Annotated in this window: 13 protein-coding genes; 4 read left to right on the forward strand and 9 right to left on the reverse strand. The window is 52.5% G+C overall.

All coding sequences use genetic code 11. From position 1 onward, the window contains the following. Positions 1 to 4 precede the first annotated feature (4 nt). The 3 genes from J1779_RS06075 to J1779_RS06085 all read right to left on the reverse strand — a co-directional run bounded on the left by J1779_RS06075 (position 5) and on the right by J1779_RS06085 (position 3,482). Positions 5 to 955 carry a nucleoside hydrolase gene (locus J1779_RS06075; protein WP_122096799.1) on the reverse strand — a complete coding sequence of 317 codons (951 nt, stop codon included), beginning with the start codon at positions 953 to 955 and terminating at the stop codon, positions 5 to 7. Then, positions 952 to 1,836, reverse strand: coding sequence for a dihydrodipicolinate synthase family protein (locus J1779_RS06080; RefSeq protein WP_056779914.1), 885 nt, complete (start codon positions 1,834 to 1,836; stop codon positions 952 to 954). The genes J1779_RS06075 and J1779_RS06080 overlap by 4 nt, the downstream gene beginning before the upstream one ends. Positions 1,837 to 1,916: 80 nt before the next feature. After that, positions 1,917 to 3,482, reverse strand: coding sequence for an ABC transporter substrate-binding protein (locus tag J1779_RS06085; RefSeq protein ID WP_238485077.1), 1,566 nt, complete (start codon positions 3,480 to 3,482; stop codon positions 1,917 to 1,919). Between the two features lie 141 nt (positions 3,483 to 3,623). Here J1779_RS06085 and J1779_RS06090 point away from each other — a divergent pair, with 141 nt between their 5' ends. From J1779_RS06090 to J1779_RS06105, 4 genes are all read left to right on the forward strand, one after another. Continuing rightward, positions 3,624 to 4,511, forward strand: coding sequence for a LysR family transcriptional regulator (locus tag J1779_RS06090; protein ID WP_217203133.1), 888 nt, complete (start codon positions 3,624 to 3,626; stop codon positions 4,509 to 4,511). A 379-nt stretch (positions 4,512 to 4,890) separates the two neighbouring features. Further along, positions 4,891 to 7,365 (forward strand): membrane-bound PQQ-dependent dehydrogenase, glucose/quinate/shikimate family, encoded by a 2,475-nt coding sequence (locus tag J1779_RS06095; protein WP_056779906.1) that lies wholly within the window; start codon positions 4,891 to 4,893, stop codon positions 7,363 to 7,365. Between the two features lie 190 nt (positions 7,366 to 7,555). Then, positions 7,556 to 8,227 carry an HAD family hydrolase gene (locus tag J1779_RS06100; RefSeq protein ID WP_217203135.1) on the forward strand — a complete coding sequence of 224 codons (672 nt, stop codon included), beginning with the start codon at positions 7,556 to 7,558 and terminating at the stop codon, positions 8,225 to 8,227. 352 nt (positions 8,228 to 8,579) lie between these two features. Then, on the forward strand, positions 8,580 to 9,251 hold the full coding sequence (locus J1779_RS06105) for an oligogalacturonate-specific porin KdgM family protein (protein ID WP_217203136.1): 672 nt from the start codon (positions 8,580 to 8,582) through the stop codon (positions 9,249 to 9,251). A gap of 205 nt (positions 9,252 to 9,456) precedes the next feature. Here the strand turns inward: J1779_RS06105 and J1779_RS06110 are convergent, their stop codons facing one another. The 6 genes from J1779_RS06110 to J1779_RS06135 all read right to left on the reverse strand — a co-directional run bounded on the left by J1779_RS06110 (position 9,457) and on the right by J1779_RS06135 (position 14,137). After that, entirely contained in the window at positions 9,457 to 9,993 is a 537-nt protein-coding gene (locus J1779_RS06110; RefSeq protein WP_056779897.1) for a GNAT family N-acetyltransferase, read from the reverse strand. Next, positions 9,974 to 10,285: a type II toxin-antitoxin system TacA family antitoxin gene (locus J1779_RS06115; protein WP_390976463.1), complete on the reverse strand. Its 312-nt coding sequence runs from the start codon at positions 10,283 to 10,285 to the stop codon at positions 9,974 to 9,976. The genes J1779_RS06110 and J1779_RS06115 overlap by 20 nt, the downstream gene beginning before the upstream one ends. 162 nt (positions 10,286 to 10,447) lie before the next feature. Then, positions 10,448 to 11,701 (reverse strand): VWA domain-containing protein, encoded by a 1,254-nt coding sequence (locus J1779_RS06120; RefSeq protein WP_217203137.1) that lies wholly within the window; start codon positions 11,699 to 11,701, stop codon positions 10,448 to 10,450. A gap of 107 nt (positions 11,702 to 11,808) precedes the next feature. After that, a complete protein-coding gene (locus J1779_RS06125; RefSeq protein WP_056779888.1) occupies positions 11,809 to 12,384 on the reverse strand; it encodes a TerD family protein in 576 nt (191 codons plus the stop codon). Between the two features lie 80 nt (positions 12,385 to 12,464). Continuing rightward, complete coding sequence (locus J1779_RS06130; RefSeq protein ID WP_056779886.1) at positions 12,465 to 13,043, reverse strand: TerD family protein; 579 nt, start codon at positions 13,041 to 13,043, stop codon at positions 12,465 to 12,467. 50 nt (positions 13,044 to 13,093) lie between these two features. Beyond that, on the reverse strand, positions 13,094 to 14,137 hold the full coding sequence (locus tag J1779_RS06135) for a TerC/Alx family metal homeostasis membrane protein (protein ID WP_056779884.1): 1,044 nt from the start codon (positions 14,135 to 14,137) through the stop codon (positions 13,094 to 13,096). Between the last annotated feature and the right edge of the window lie 20 nt (positions 14,138 to 14,157).

Consider the following 14,157-nt stretch of genomic DNA (forward strand, 5'->3'; position numbering starts at 1 on the left):
AAGATCAGTTCCCGGCATAGCGTGATAACAGTTCATAAAACAGGGTGAAGACTTTTGCAGTGTCCACACGCGTGACGATATCGACATTGGCAGTCTGTCCGGATTTGCCGTACCAGTCGGCCACGGTTTGCCCCAGACAAAGTTCGCTGTCGTACTCAACAAACACCCGCGCTTTCTCGGTGCCAAATAACTCCGGCGCCAGCACGTAAGCGATCACCAGCGGATCGTGCAGTGGCCCGCCACGCGAGCCGTAACGGCGTACGTCATTGCGATCCCAGAACGCCATCAGCTCACCCAGCGGCGCGGAAATCCGCCCTGAGATTTTGATAAATTTCGCCACATGTTCCGGCGTAAGGATCACCTGATGGGTGGCATCGAGCGGCAGCACCGTGATGCGAAGATCGCTGGAAAACACGATGTGCGCGGCATGGGGATCGGCCAGCATGTTGAATTCAGACGTCATGGTGCGGTTACCGGCTTCCCGGTACGCGCCGCCCATCAGCACCACCCGGCCAATACCGGCAGCAATGTCGGGTTTCATGCGCAGCGCCGTTGCCAGATTGGTCAGCGGCCCCAGCACGCACAGCGTCAGCGGCTGATTATCGTCGATCGCCTGCTGGCAACGGTTTATCAGGAAGTTAACGGCGTGCAGTTTTTCGGGCGTTTTTTGCGGCGCGGGAAACGCGGTGTTGCCCAGACCGTTTTCGCCATGGAACTGGCCGTGGATCGGCTCACGGAACATCGGCTCATGGCAACCGGCAAACACCGGGATGTCGGTACGCTGACCGAGTTCGGTGATTTGCAGCGCATTACGCAATGTATTGGCTAAAGGCTGATTACCGCACACGGTGCAGATGCCGAGAATATTCAGCTGTGGCGCGACAAACGCGCTGAGCAGCGCAATGGCGTCGTCGATACCAGGATCGCAATCAATAATGACAGGCAGCGTTTTCACAGGGCACCTACGGAACGTAAGACTTCAGCGATTTCCTGACGCGCAGCGGCATCAAGCGGAACCTGTGGCGGCAGCGGATCGCCCACGGCGAACCCCTGCAACTGCAACGCCGCCTTGATGCATCCGGCGATGGAGTATTTGGCGAAGATTTCATTGATGCGCCACAAAGGGCGCTGTAACGCCATGGCCTGCGCCCAGTCGCCCTGCTTTGCCGCTTCGTACAGCGCCAGGCTTTGCTTCGGTACGATGCAGGCCGGACCGGCCATCCAGCCGACGCCACCAATCATCATCACGCACACCGGGATGTGTGCCGACGCAGCAAACACCTGCATCCGCCCCTGCGTGCGTTCGATGATCGACAGCAACCGGCCGGTATTGGTCGAGGCATCTTTAATATAGTTGATATTCTCCACGTGACTCAGGCGCTCAATGACCGGCAGGCTGAGGTCGGCGCGCTGAAACTGTGGATTGGTGTACAGCACGACCGGCAGTTGACCTGCGGCAGCCGCGATGGCACGGAAATAGTCCTCGACGCCCTGATCGGGCACCGGGAAATAGGCTTCAAGAATAGCCAGAATACCGTCGACACCCAGAGCGACATAACGAGCGGTTTGCGCTATGGCGTCCTGAATGGTGGTGGCTGCGACACCGGCAATCACCGGAACGCGGCCTCGAGCGGCGTGGACAACCGTTTCGACCACTGCGGTGCGCTGTTCTGCACTGAGATAGGCGAATTCACCTGTACTGCCCAGCGGCGTCAGACCCTGCACGCCACTGGCAATCAGGTGTTCAACCAGTGCGGTTAACACCGGTTTGTCTATCTGGCCACCGTCAGTAACGGGGGAAACCAGATAGGGAAATACACCGCTAAAAGAAGTCATAGCTTCTCTCTCTTTTCTAAGAACAACCCTGGTGATGGCGCTCTATTCCCGCGTGGGTTCGGTATGTGCTTTGCGCTTACTTACTGTTTCTCATGCACAAAGTACGGCAACGTGTAGCCGTCGGAACGGCCAACGTAGGTATAAGGTGTTTTCATCGCCCAGGTGTAGGAGAGGAACAGCAGCGGGATGGTGCCCTGATCCTTCATCGCTATCTCTGTGGCGTGTTGTAACAGTGTTTCGCGTTTGGCGTCGTCGAGGGTCGAACGCGCCTGCGCCAGCGTTTTATCAAATTCAGGGTTCGAATAACGCCCGCGGTTGCCTTGCCCGCCATTCGGCCCGAAGGTTTCCAGCAACGGTCCCAGCACGCCGGAAGCTTCACCGGTTTCAATCGCCGCGCCGCCCATGATCAGGCTGAAATCGCGTTTAGAAGCCCGTGAGAAATAGACGCTGCCGGGCATGGTCACCACGTCGGTTTTTATGCCAACGCGGGTGAACATCTGGCCGAGGGCCTGAGCAATTTTCGAATCGTTAGGATATCGGTCGTTCGACGCATGGAAGGTCAGCGTAAAGCCGTTCGGATAACCGGCCTGCGCCAGCAACTGTTTGGCTTTGGCCGGATCGTATTCCGGTGCGCCAATCGACGGCGTGTAGCCGAAGTAACCTTTTGGCACCAGCTGCGAAGCCGGAACGCCCTGGCCGTCCATGATCCTGTCCACGATGGCCTGACGGTTTATCGCCAGCGACATCGCCTCACGCACTTCACGCTTTTTCAGCGGATTGCTGCCATCCGGGCCTTTGGCGAACGGCGAATCGTCACGATCCTGATCCGGGTGTAAATAGAGAATACGGTTACCCGCGACGGATTCCATGTGCAGAACGGCCTGTTTCGCCAGGTTGCCACCATCTGCCGTCGGGACACTTTCAATCACGTCGACGTCGCCGGAACGGATCGCCGCAACGCGCGCGCTGGGGTTTTTAAACACACGCAGGGTCACGTTATCCCACTGCGCTTTTCCGCCCCAATACTGGTCGTTACGCGCCAATACCACGTTGTCATCCGGCGTCCAGCTGACAAATTTGAAAGGTCCGGTGCCGATCACCTCTTTCCCTTCGTTAAGGGTTTGTGACGGAACGTTTTCAAGCCGTGCCGGTAAAATAGCCACACGGCTTAAATTGTTGAGTAACAGAGGCGTTGGCGCTTTGGTGATAATTCTGACCGTTAGCGGGTTCACTTCAACGACGTCAGCGATGTCATTGACGTAAGGCGTGTAGGCGCTCGGGCTATTTTTCGAAGCCAGCGGCACACGTTTGATGCTGGCGATCACGTCTTTCGCGGTGAAATCGCTGCCGTCGTGGAATTTCACACCGGGACGCAGGGCAAATTCCCAGGTGGTGTCGTTAATGACTTTCCACGAGACCGCCAGCGCAGGCGTAATATGTTGTTTTTCGTCCTGATTGACCAGCCCGTCGAAAATGTTACGCGCCATGGCGCTGTTCGCACCCCCCACGTAAAACTGCGGATCCATTGACGTCGTTGAAGCGGCAAGACCGATTTTAAGATCGGTAGCCTGTACAAAAGAGGCGTGTAATACAAAAGGCGTGGCCAGTGCTGAGGAAAGCACTCCTGCCAGAACGGACTTCTTCATTCATTTAACCCTTAATTATTTTAGATTTTCAGGCAATGTGTGTCAGATCGTAAACCGGAGTCTAGGGGGTGGACATCTGAATTGAAAATTGTATTTTGTGTTACATCCATAAACAAATGTTATGGATCATGAGGACATATTATGAAAATTAATCCCCGACAGGTAGAAGCTTTTCACAAAGTGATCCTCACCGGCAGCATTACGGCAGCAGCAAACATGATGAACATTACCCAGCCGGCGGTCAGCAGGCTGATACGTGATTTCGAATATGCGGTGGATTTGAAGCTTTTCGATCGTGACGGACGCGGGCTGATCCCGCGCGACGACGCCATTAAGCTGTACCGTGAGGTGGAGCGTTTGTATCTCGGCCTTGAACATATTTCACGCATTGCCGATGAAATCCGCCATTCCAAAGGCAGCGTTCTGCGCATCGGCACGGTGGCGGCGTTGTCTGCGCTGTGCGTTGAGCATATTTTGCCGCCGCTCATTGCAACCATTGACGATATCTCCCTGTTTCTGGATATCGAAAGCACCACGCACATTATGGATGTGGTCACCAGCAATCAGTACGACGTCGGCTTTGTTTTTGGCAAACCCGATGTCAAAGGGCTGGAAGCGGAGATGCTGGCGCGGGCGAATGCTGTCGCCGTGATGTCGCCGCGCCATCCGCTGGCAAAGCAGGATGTGGTCACCGCGAAGGATCTGACGCTGTACCGCCCCATTATTCCGGGCCGTAAAACGCCGCTGCGGGAACAGCTGGATCAGGTAATGAGCCGTCAGGATTTATATATGAACAATCCTATCGAAACGTCGCTGAACAATTGCTGCATCATGGCGGGCAATAATCTGGGTGTCGGCGTGGTGGATTTCATCACAGCCCGCAGCCACCGGTGCAATCTGGTGATCAAACCTTTCACTCCGGACATCAGCATCGCCTATCTGGCCGTATTCCCGCCGCAAATTCCGAAAAGCCGTCTGATAGAACAGATCACCAAAGAAATGAAGACGTTAATCGAAGGCTATTTGTAAAACGCCCCATCAGGTTCGCCCGTTTCGTACCAGCGAGTTCAAAATAGTCTGTTTCAGTTTTATGACCCTAAATAATTGGACACTTGGTGCGATCGGTTAGATGAAAAATGTATATTAATCTCAATAAACATTTAAATAATGAATAACACACTTTATTTTATTCTTTAAAATCAACGCGTAAAATTTCCCTGCATAAATAATAATCTCTTCTATAATAATTTACCTAATTTCAAACTCTTCGTTACACATTCACAACCCGGATGGGAAGTATTACTATTTGCGCGAAATTGTTCTATTTGGTTCATTTAATAACGGGTGCTCACCACGTGTTACCCGCTTTTCATCAACAGTTGTCTAAAACCATGCAGTGAGATAAATCATGCCAACAACAAATAGCAAGTGGACCTGGCTCCTCTGGCTGCTGAGTGCGCTGATGCTGGTCATCGGCCTGACACTCGGCATCGGTGGCGCGTATCTGGCCACATTGGGAGGAAGCCTTTACTTCCTGCTGATGGGTCTGGCGCTCATCGTTTCCGCCGTTTTGATTTTCAAAGGTAAGCCTTCAGGTGCGTGGCTTTATGCCGTGGCCTTTGTGCTTTCTGTTATCTGGGCAGTCTGGGACGCGGGCTTCACGTTCTGGCCGCTGTTCTCCCGCCTGTTCACCTTCGGCGTTCTGGCCTTCCTGGTGGCACTGGCCTACCCGCTGCTGAAAGCACGCGCGGGGCTGGTGGCGCGTAAAGGGCCAAGCTTCTCGCTGGCAGGTGTGGTAGCCGTTGCGTTGATTGCCGCTTTCGCCAACACCTTCGTCCCGACGCCAATCATCAGCGCCGACAACGACCAGGCACCGGTAAAACCGGTGGCTCCGGGTGCTGAACAGAAAAACTGGGAAAGCTGGGGTAACACGACTGCCGGTGACCGTTTCGCTGCATTGGATCAGATCAACAAGACCAACGTAGACAAACTTCAGGTCGCGTGGATTGCCCACACCGGCGATATTCCGCAGAGCAATGGCTCCGGCGCGGAAGATCAGAACACTCCATTGCAGATTGGCGACAAACTGTTTGTCTGTACCGCCTACAGCAAAGTGATTGCCCTGAACGTCGACGACGGTAAAAAGCTGTGGTCTTACGATTCCAACTCCACCGCGCCTAACTGGCAGCGTTGTCGTGGTCTGGGTTATTACGAGAATGCTTCTGCACCGGCGGCACCTGCGGCACAACCCGTCGCGGAGTCAACGGCGACAGCCAGCACCTCAACGGCTGCCGAAGCCACTCCCTCTGCCAGCTCTGCACCTCACTCACCGGCTGCAACCGGCGGTACGGTCAGCGGCACCTGCGAACGTCGTCTGTTCCTGCCAACCATCGATGCGCGTCTGATCGCCATCAACGCTGACACCGGTAAGCCTTGTGCTGATTTCGGTGACAACGGCGTGGTGGATTTGAAAGTCGGTATGGGTGAAGTCAAGCCGGGTTACTACCAGCAAACCTCAACTCCGCTGGTTGCGGGGAACGTGGTGGTGGTCGGTGGTCGCGTGGCGGATAACTTCTCCACCGGCGAGCCTCCGGGCGTAGTGCGTGCATTCGATGTTCATACCGGCGCACTGGCATGGGCATGGGATCCGGGTAATCCGAACATCACCAAACTGCCACCGGAAGGTCAGACTTACACCCGTGGCACACCGAACGTCTGGTCGGCCATGTCATACGATCCGAAACTGGGTCTGATTTACATGCCAACCGGTAACGCCACGCCAGACTTCTTTGGCGGCACACGTACCGCGCTTGACGACAAATACAGTTCTTCAGTGGTCGCGGTTGACGTTGCTACGGGTAAAGTTCGCTGGACCTTCCAGACCACACATCATGATCTGTGGGACTTTGACCTGCCGTCTCAGCCGTTGCTGTATGACTTGCCGGACGACAAAGGTGGCAGCACGCCAGTTCTGGTGCAGACCTCCAAACAAGGCATGATCTTCATGCTGAACCGCGAAACCGGTGAGCCGGTCGCGAAAGTCGAAAACCGCGAAGTACCGCAGGGTAACGTCCCTGGCGAACGCTACTCCAAAACACAGCCTTTCTCTGTCGGGATGCCAAACATCGGCAACCAGACGCTGAAAGAGTCTGATATGTGGGGCGCCACGCCGATGGACCAGTTGCTGTGCCGCATCGAATTTAAAGGCATGCGTCACGAAGGTGTGTACACGCCTCCGGGCCTCGATCGTTCCCTGCAATTCCCAGGCTCTCTGGGCGGCATGAACTGGGGCAGCGTGTCGGTTGATCCGAACAACGCCATCATGTTTGTGAATGATATGCGTCTGGGTCTGGCGAACTACATGGTTCCGCGTGCCAAAGTGCCAACCGGCGCAAGCGGTATTGAGATGGGTATGGTGCCGATGGACGGTACGCCGTTCGGCGCAGTGCGTGAGCGTTTCCTGTCTCCGCTGGGCATTCCTTGCCAGAAACCTCCGTTTGGTACCATGTCTGCGGTTAACCTGAAAACCGGTAAAATCGTCTGGCAGGTGCCGGTCGGTACGGTGAAAGACACCGGCCCGCTGGGCATCAAAATGCGCATGCCAATGGAAGTGGGTATGCCAACGCTGGGCGCCAGCCTGTCAACGCAATCCGGCCTGCTGTTCTTCGCCGGTACGCAGGATTTCTATCTGCGTGCGTTCGATACCGCGAACGGTAAAGAGATCTGGAAATCTCGTCTGCCAGTCGGCAGCCAGTCTGGCCCGATGAGCTATGTTTCACCGAAAACCGGTAAACAATACATCATCATCAGCGCCGGTGGCGCACGTCAGTCCGCCGAACGTGGCGACTACGTGATTGCCTATGCATTGCCTGATGCGAAGTAAATTTTAGGTTCAGGTCAGCACTAAAAAGACCCCGCCCGCCGATGTAAACCGGCGGGCTTTTTTTCGTCTGCGACTTAACAAAGCAGCAGACAACAATGATCAACAGGCCTAAACCGATTACACTAATGCCAGAGATGATTGATGTTGTCCCCCTGATCCCGGCGGGCACAACCGAAGGAGCAATTGAACGATGGTTAGCGATGTAATTAATGTTGGCGATTCCCTGTCTGTGTTTGATTTTGACGGCACGCTGACAAAGCACGACAGTTTCGTGCCCTTCCTGCGCTTTGCCTTTGGTAAACGCGTTTTCGCCCGTCGCCTGGTACGCCTGGTATTGCCTACCCTGAAATGCATGGGCCGCAGGCTGACACGCGATGAACTGAAGGAAGTGCTGATCCACACATTTATGACCGGCGTCGAGGCTAAATGGGTGGAAGAGAAGGCAGAAGAATTTTGTGAGCGTTACTGGAAGCGTCTGATGCGCCCTTCCGGCCTGATTGCGGTGGCTACTCAGGTAAATTCAGGCGCCATCGTGACGATTTGCTCGGCTTCACCGGCGATGGTGCTTAAACCTTTCGCCGAGCGTCTGGGCATTCGCCTGATCGGCACGAATTTAGAAGTGAAAGACGGCGTACTGACGGGACGCATCAGCGGCCACAACTGCCGCTGCGGCCAGAAGGTCGAACGACTCGAAGCGGAGTACGGCCCGCTTTCCTCATACCATCTGCGCGCCTGGGGCGACACGCGCGGCGACTATGAAATGCTGGCTGCCGCGCAGGAACCTTACTGGCGACATTTCCACGGTTCATGGGCGAAACGCAATCCGCCCATTGCGCGGATTAAACAACTGCGCACTAAGTAAGCTGAGTTAACGGGAAGGTGTGCCAGCTCTGCCGCCTTCTCGTTGATATTTTCATTTCAGGCCAGTCTGTTTTCCCGCTTGTCATTCCTGTTTCATTGCCTTAATGATAATGACAAAAATTTTCATCAAGTGGCAGCCAAATCAAGAACACCCCTTTTTATTTCACACTTCCGATATATTTATCACCGCCTGGATGTAATCCAAAAATCCCGCTAATTTGAATACTTGTGATGAATATTCAATTTTATTAAAAAACCAATTTAAAATATTGAAACAGCTTTTCATTAAGCATAACTTCGTATTCAGCCTTAAGCACCCCTCTTAGTTAATTATTATTAAAAATGGGTTTATCATGAAAAAATACCTTTTGCTTTCATTCTCTCTGGCTGTCACCAATGCACATGCCGTCTATATGGATGTACGTCATGAATATCTTGATGACAGTAAAGCCAACTACGATCGTGTTTATATCTCCAACCGGTTTAGTAATGGCTTTGGATTTGCAGTTGAAGCCATTTCAAAATCTGGAGGAGATGACACGAACAAAGCGTTTAACGATCTCGAAGTACAGGGCAATGAATATACGGTGAACTACCAGTTCAACAGTGGCCCTGTCGCCTGGCAGCCCGGTTTTGTACTGGAAACAGGCAGCGGCTATTCCACCTATAAACCCTATTTACGCTCAACCTGGACGATTAATGAATCATGGTGGCTGGGTGCCCGATATCGTTTCGAGTATACGCGGCGCTCATCCGACTCCCGTGAAGACGATACGGTAAATCGTATGGATGTCTGGGCGGGATATAAATGGAATAACTTTGACTGGACGCTGGAGGGTATATATAAAAAAGCCGATAAGTATGACCTGTATAATAACAGCAAATACAATTATGAATACAATTTCAGAACCGCTTATATTATTGGCGCATGGTCCCCTTTTGTTGAAGTCGGGAATGTTTCAGTTCGAAGTAACAGTGATGAAAGACAAACCCGCTTTCGTGTAGGTTTGGGTTATACGTTCTAAATCGTTGTGAATAATTTATCGCATTTTCTGTATATTCCTGAAAATAAGTACGTGGAGGATGAGAAGCTCCGCACTGATATTTTTTAATTAAAACTGCAAAAGCGCTGAGGAGATTAAAAGACTCAGCGCTAATAAGACAGTGATCTGTCTGGCTGGCTCTGGCAAAAGGGTCAAAAAAAGATATCCGATACCCTTACCGTTAACATTACGCTGCGAGGATGTGCTGAATTCCCAGAAACATGGGTATTGCGCCAAAGGCATTTGGGGGTGCAGTAAGTTCGGCAAAACCTAATCGCGTGTAGAAATTGACGGCGCCAGGATCGGCATCCAGATAAACGCCTTTGATCGGTAAGGCTTCATGAATAATTTTAATATGCTGGAAGAATTCGTAGAGCAAATCCTGCCCGTAACCTTTGTTTTGTTCTTTTTTGGCGATGCCAAGCATATTAAGCCGTACAACCCCGATGTCATTAGGCAGTGATCCCGCAACGGCTCCGGCCAATTTCGCCCGCTCAAGAGAGTATGCAGAAAACGTACACACCCCAAGCAACTCACCTGTCTGGGTATCTATCAGTGCTTTTGCTGCGCAGTTTCCGTCTCTGACGCTTTTCTTGAGTGAATTGCGAACGTATGCATTCAGTACAATATTGCCGCAGTCAAAATGCTTGTTACCTGGATAGGAAATATCAGACTGGTAGCTGCAAACCATAAGGCCATCATGTTCATTCTTTAGGTTTGCCATCTTTCTTTCTCCGCATTAATGCCTGTAGTGCCAACGTTGGTGCTGCAGGTTCAGCGAGAAGCTCATTGAGCTGCTGCCAACCCTGCGTTGTCAGTTCCCTTCGACGCTGATTATCCAATACGCTCTCAGCACGTTCTATGGCTGCATTTAGGATAAATGCACTTAAATCCAGCCCTGCGGCGGCAGCGGCTTCACGCAGCATATCTTTGAGATCCGGGCTGGTTTTTAATTCAACTCTGGCGGTTTTGATGTTTCGACCCTCTGCAGGGAATGTCGCGACTTTGGACATAATGACCTCTTTTCATGGTACGGCTGATAGCCGTATGCTGATAATCTATCCGCATCCACTACCCGCGTCAATCGGATACGGTTCACAGCCGTATCCGATAAAGAGGTTTAACGGGGGCTGAGGATATCGTTTCTGTGCAACAGCCCCGCGCTCAGGACACCGCATTTACCGCATAATCCGCTCTTTTCGCGCGGCCACTGTCCAGTCCTTAAACTCTTCAAGTAACAGGTCATAGAGACGTTCATCACTCATAGTGGCGAAATCGTCGATCGCGAAAAAATGCGTGTTGTCGATACGACGGTCCGTGAAGGTGTCCAGTTGCTCGAGGATGCCATAGCCGCTGCCACCAAGACCCAAAAACTTCCAGAAAATCGGGTAGTTCGCTGAGCGGCGAATGGCTTCTTTAATTGCTCTGGTTTTACTGATGCCACCATCCGTAATGAAAACAACGTACACGGGCAAATCACTGTGCTTAAAAGTATCGATAATCTCTTCAAGCACGGGTGGCTCATTATTGATACCGCCCAATCCTGGCAAATTCTCCCACCGCCCGCGCCTTGCTGAGTTCTGGATATCAGCGACATAGCCATCAAGATTATCGAGTGTTACATCTTTGTATTTGCGGTGTTTTTCGGCGAATCCCCACATGTCCATGTCGCCATCATCATCAAACTGGACGGCGAGAACCGCGATGCGATCCACCACGGCCTGAACGTTACCTTTTTTGAACTCGCCGGTCATAGAACCGGAGGCATCCAGCACGAAAGCCACTTTAGCTTTCACTGACTGGAGGTTATGTTTGGCCAGACTGACCGTGACGGTTTTTGCCAGACTGATAAGGCGCGGCGCTTTTTCCTGTATCCGTTTTTCAAGACTGACGGTCGTTGACGTCGGTGCTGGTGCTGGCGCCGGGGATGGCGAGGTCACATCCACGCCGAAATGAACTGCCAGCGGTTCCAGCCCCCCGTTGAACCCCTGCCCTGATGCCCTGAGTTTCCAGTTGCCGTTGTGGCGATAAACTTCGGCCACAATAAGCGCTTTTTCACTCCGCCCGGCGAGAGGAATGTCGAACGTCGCCACACCTTCCGCATTCATCTGGATCCGTTGCAGACCTGAGACAGAATCCGGGCCGTCAAACACCAGTGTGAGAGCAATTTTGACGATGTCGGCATCAACCTTTCTCAGATCCAGCGAAAACTGGCTGCTTCCAGCATAAGAAGTGAGGCTCAGGCTGCCATTTGGCGCAGAGGGCTGATTGAAAAAAATGAAATCTGCATCTCCTCTGACCTTATTTTGCGCCGACAACATAAAGGCTGAAGCATCGATTTCACTGCGAAAGGCGGCTGTTCCGGGGTATGAAAGAGTGATACGGAGGAGGGGCTGGTTTAACGCGATGTTCTGTCCGGATTGCAATTCCATTTTGGCTATCCTGTTTAAGGGGAAACACCGGCTCTTCAGGCCACGTTTCCTGCAGATACAAAAAAGCCCCGATGGAAACCAACGGGGCTGTCAGAATTATGCGTGATTTAGATGTTCACGCCATGCTGAGAGGCCAGTGCAGACAGGCCGCCTGCGAAGCCCTGACCGACGGCTTTAAATTTCCACTCAACGTTGTGACGGTAAAGTTCGCCGAACACCATTGCCGTTTCGGTGGACGCATCTTCAGACAGGTCGAAACGGGCGATTTCAGTGCCGTTATCGTTGTTGAATACGCGCATGAAGCTGTTGCTGACCATGCCGAAGTTCTGTTTACGCGCTTCTGCGTCATAAATAGTCACGGCGAATACCAGCTTTTTCACTTCGGCCGGGATTTTAGACAGGTCGATTTTAACCTGCTCGTCATCGCCTTCGCCTTCGCCAGTTCGGTTGTCGCCCATGTGAGTCACGGAACCACAGGTGCTGGTTTTGTTGTTGAAGAAGATGAAGCTCGCATCGGAAATAACTTTACCGTCATCACCGACCATGAACACAGAAGCGTCGAGGTCAAACTCAGCGCCATCAGTTACGCGTGCATCCCAGCCGAGGCCGACCATAGCCACATTCATGGTTGGGGCTTCTTTAGTTAAGGATACGTTGCCGCCTTTAATCAGAGAAACTGCCATTTAAAACTCCTGTAATAAGTCATGTTCATTACAGCAGGCAACAGTATGTCGCCTGCCGGGTTTCAAAAAACTGTGTGAAATTACGATGCGTTGATGCCGTACTGTGCGCATACGGAGCTCAGGCCGCCTGCATAACCCTGACCCACCGCGCGGAATTTCCACTCGGTGTTATGGCGATACAGTTCACCGAACAGCATGGCCGTTTCGGTTGACGCATCTTCTGTCAGGTCGTAACGCGCGACTTCCTGTTGGTTGTCGTCATTCACTAAACGAATGAATGCGCCAGACACCTGACCGAAGCTTTGACGACGCGTAGTGGCGTCATGGATGGTCACCACAAAGACGATTTTATCTACGTCAGCCGGGATCTGATCCAGTTTGATCTTCAGGGCTTCATCATCGCCATCACCTTCACCAGTACGGTTGTCGCCGGTATGCAGCACAGAACCGTCGGTGGATTTCAGGTTGTTGTAGAAAATGAAGTCGGTATCGCCGCGCACTTTGCCGGCGCTGGTCAGCAGGAACGCTGAGGCATCAAGGTCGAAATCCTGGCCGTCGGTTGAGCGGGCATCCCAACCCAAACCGATCAGCACATTTTTCATTGTCGGTGCTTCTTTGCTTAAAGAAACATTGCCGCCTTTAGAGAGAGAAACGCCCATAATTATATCCTCAATTGTTAACGTTTATTTTCAAGGGGGAAGGCAAGGGCTTAGCCCTGCTTGCCTTCCTCAGCATCCGATTTGCCTGGGAACAGTACGCTGACGATGATACCCACAGCCAGTACGCCCAGAACAACAAACAGACTTGCGTTAGCAGAAATATTGTAACCGTGATGCCACAGGTGGTCGGTGGCGTTCAGACCCAGTTTCACACCGATGAAGAACAGCAGCACGATAACCGCTTTCTCAAGGTGTGCCAGGTACTGTTTCATGGCTTCCAGCACGAAGTACATGGTACGCAGGCCGAGGATCGCAAACATCATGGCGCTGTAAACAATCAGCGGTTCACGGCTCACTGCGATAACCGCAGGCACGGAGTCAAACGCGAACATCACGTCGGACAATTCCACCACGGCCAGACACAGCATCAGCGGCGTGGCATAAAGTGCAGCTTTACCTACACGGCCCACTTTGATGTCTTTGTTTTCAGGTTTCGCCAGTTCAGCATCCACTTCTTTTTGGCTTAACAGGAAGGAATGTCCTTTCAGTTTCGGCCAGATCGGGAAGAAGCGTTTTACCATACGGTAAGCAATGTGCTGAGAATAGTCTTCGATCTCGTCATCATCACCGCCGCTTTTGAGCATCATGACGGCTGTCCACAACACGACCAGCGCAAAGACGATTTCGACCCAAGGCCCCAGCGTTAACAGGCTCGACCCGATGGCAACGAAGATGCCGCGGAAAACAATCGCCCCGATAACGCCCCAATAGAGGACGCGGTGACGCAGATTATCCGGTACGGCAAACCACGAGAAGATAGCCATCATGACAAACAGGTTATCAACTGACAGGACTTTCTCCAGCGCATAACCGGTAATAAACAGGCTCGCCACTTCAGAACCGTGATGAATGTAGAGGAAACCGGCAAAAGCCATCGCCACAACGATCCAGAAGACCGTCCAGAGCGAAGCACTTTTCAGCGAAATCGGCTTGTCATGACGATGCATGAACAGGTCGACAGCAATCGCCCCAATAGCCAGAACAACAAATACCGTGACGGTTTCAGCCGGGAAACCGATATGCGTGGATACCATAAATAGCCCTTAAGCCAGAG

It is taken from the genome of Rahnella rivi (genome assembly GCF_019049655.1).
GTDB lineage: Bacteria > Pseudomonadota > Gammaproteobacteria > Enterobacterales > Enterobacteriaceae > Rahnella > Rahnella rivi.